At 44.7% G+C, this 2,757-nt stretch carries 3 protein-coding genes; 2 read left to right on the top strand and 1 reads right to left on the bottom strand.

Annotation, left to right across the window (positions count from 1 at the left end; genetic code table 11):
* Positions 1 to 163: 163 nt before the first annotated feature.
* Positions 164 to 1,360 carry an NAD(P)/FAD-dependent oxidoreductase gene (locus tag NJ959_RS28150; RefSeq protein ID WP_254015069.1) on the bottom strand — a complete coding sequence of 399 codons (1,197 nt, stop codon included), beginning with the start codon at positions 1,358 to 1,360 and terminating at the stop codon, positions 164 to 166.
* 204 nt (positions 1,361 to 1,564) lie between these two features.
* Between NJ959_RS28150 and NJ959_RS28145 the strand changes: the two genes are divergently transcribed.
* Positions 1,565 to 1,795: a putative signal transducing protein gene (locus NJ959_RS28145; protein WP_254015070.1), complete on the top strand. Its 231-nt coding sequence runs from the start codon at positions 1,565 to 1,567 to the stop codon at positions 1,793 to 1,795.
* 25 nt (positions 1,796 to 1,820) lie between these two features.
* Positions 1,821 to 2,735 (top strand): acetyl-CoA carboxylase, carboxyltransferase subunit beta, encoded by a 915-nt coding sequence (gene accD, locus NJ959_RS28140; protein ID WP_254015068.1) that lies wholly within the window; start codon positions 1,821 to 1,823, stop codon positions 2,733 to 2,735.
* Positions 2,736 to 2,757: the final 22 nt, after the last annotated feature.

Below are 2,757 nucleotides of genomic sequence, written 5' to 3'. Positions count from 1 at the left end.
AAAGGGGGGAGCAAGAATACAACCTGCATTTCTTCCTTTCTCGGGATGCTCCCAGATAGATTCTAGTAATGGTGCGTTAGCAAAGGGTAATACACCCAACAACTAATAACTAACAACCAACAACTAATAACTAATAACTAACAACCAACAACCAACAACTAACTTATTTCCCAGCCAATAAATCTAACAAAGGTTGAGCTATCCAATTAAAGCCTACTTTTAACTGATGATCTAAAGTAGGCATTCGGTAGAGATAAATCAGACGGCGAAGTAGGTAGCCTAATGGTCCATCTAACTGCAATCCTAAGCCTGTAAGCGTAGCATTATCTGTACCCAAAGTCATCATTTCGCCTAAATGCTGATAGCGGAAAGGTAACAGAGGACGATTGGTGAGAGATGCCCAGATATTCCATGCGGTATAATCGGCTTGCTGGAATGCGGATTGAGCAGTATTGGCAATTTGTTCGCCTGTAGCATCTTGACAGTCTACAAGATCTCCCAAAGCAAATATTTCTGGATAGTCAATTACTTGGAGGGTTGGTGTTATTATCAGTTTACCTCGCTGACTCTGTTTGAGTGGCAGGGCAGATATAATTGGTGATAAACTATTCCCTACTGTCCACAAAACTATATTGACAGGAATTGTATCTACCTGTCCTTTATATAATAGAGAAATCTTGTCAGAGCTAATTGATTGGACTTCAGTTTCCAAATCAATCCAGATATTGCGCTCATCCAAAGCTTTTCGGGCTGCTTCTCGATTAAAATCACCAGAAGTACCGAGAATTTTATCTCCTCTTTCGACAATCCTTACCCTGCCCCTTTCCGATAATCTTTCTGCTACTTTACAGGCTATTTCCACTCCACTGTAACCGCCGCCGACAACAGCAACTCTGATTTTCTCTGCTTCCGACTCTTCTAAAATACGCAACCTTTCTTCTAAACGATAGGCGTGGGATAGGGAATGGAAAGGAATCGCAAATTCAGCCGCACCAGATACTTTATCTACAGGGGTTTCACCGCCTAAAGCTAAAACTAGGCGATCGCAATTTAATTCTAAACCATCTTGGAGCTGTACCCGTCGCGCTTCCACATCAATTCCCGTTACGGTAGCCTGAATGAAGCGTACACCCGTGTTTGCTAACAATTCTTGATATGGTGGAGCAATTTCCCAGGTTTGGAGTTCCCCTGTAACTAATTCGTACAGAAGTGGTAAAAATAGAAAGCGATCGTTGCGATCGACTAAAATAATTTCCGGTTGCTGCGATTTTTCCCAAGGAAGCTGGCTCAAACGCAGGGCAGTATAAAGCCCCCCAAAGCCTCCACCGAGAATACAGATGCGGGTTGGTTGTTGAGTCATCGTTTAATGGGCGGGTATTTTACTAGGGGGACTTCTTTTAGGATAGCGGAGGGAGTAGGGAAATAGGGAGTGGGGAGTGGGGAAGAGAGTTTTGAGTTTTAAGTTTTAATTGAAAACTGAGAACTAGACCTAGATAATCTTAGGGTTAATCGTCCCAATTTTTCGGTAAAATAGCTCTATCAACGCGATACCCTGTTTCTTTTGATTACCTGGGTAACCCTAAAAACAACCAATGCTCGCTGGGAAGCCGATCTGATGCAGCAGGTACTAGCCTCACACGACATCCCCTGTCGGATACTCGATTTGGGGATACCGTCCTATTTTGGCGCAGGTAGTCCAGCCGCATTGCAAGTACGCTCCCAAGACAGATGGACAGCTTTACTTTTGTTAAGTTCTCCAGAAGAAGATCCACAAGAAGCGTCAGATAATAGATAAATAAACAAAGGAATTTAACATCTTCATGTCTTTATTCGATTGGTTTGCCAACCGACGGAAATCAGAACCAAACAATCACCAACGTTCAGAACGTGAGATTGCCGATGGGTTGTGGAGTAAGTGCGAGGCTTGTGGTGTCCTCGCTTACACCAAAGATCTTAGATCGAATCAAATGGTCTGCCTGGAATGCGATCATCATATCCGGGTTTATAGTGAAGAACGAATTCACCAACTCATCGATGCTAATACCTGGATGCCCATTGATGAAGAAGTTCGACCTACAGATCCCTTGAAATTCCGCGATCGCAAATCCTACAGTGACAGACTAAGGGAATACCAAGACAAAACGAAGCTAACCGATGCCGTCCAAACTGGTATTGGTAAGCTTGATGGATTGCCCATTGGCTTGGGAGTGATGGATTTCAGCTTTATGGGAGGCAGTATGGGTTCGGTGGTGGGGGAAAAACTTACCCGTATCATCGAACAAGCCACTCTCCGCCGCTTACCCGTAATTATTGTCTGTGCCTCTGGCGGAGCCAGAATGCAAGAAGGGATGTTAAGTCTAATGCAGATGGCGAAAATCTCAGGAGCATTGGAGCGTCATCGAGAAGAAGGACAGCTTTACATCCCCATCCTGACTCACCCAACCATGGGCGGAGTGACGGCTAGCTTTGCCATGTTAGGAGACATTATCATAGCAGAACCCAAAGCAACTATAGGCTTTGCCGGACGGAGAGTGATTGAACAAACCCTCAGAGAAAAATTACCAGACGATTTCCAAACGTCTGAATACCTCCTTCAACACGGCTTCATTGATGCAATTGTACCCCGCACCCAGCTTAAGAAAACCCTCGCCCAACTCATTCGCCTCCATCAACCTTTACCAGTTACTCCATCAGTGATTCCCGAAGCAATGACATTGACGGAAGTGAGAGGGTAGGGAGTGGGGAGTAGGGAGAAGG

Source organism: Limnofasciculus baicalensis BBK-W-15, assembly GCF_024178385.1.
GTDB lineage: Bacteria > Cyanobacteriota > Cyanobacteriia > Cyanobacteriales > Coleofasciculaceae > Limnofasciculus > Limnofasciculus baicalensis.
This window is presented reverse-complemented; position numbering and strand designations above follow the sequence as displayed.

What these genes read in the sequence shown, in the direction of transcription:
- NJ959_RS28150 (WP_254015069.1), bottom strand. Translation starts at nt 1,360, where the DNA reads ATGACTCAACAACCAACCCGCATCTGTATTCTCGGTGGAGGCTTTGGG.
- accD (WP_254015068.1), top strand. Translation starts at nt 1,821, where the DNA reads ATGTCTTTATTCGATTGGTTTGCCAACCGACGGAAATCAGAACCAAAC.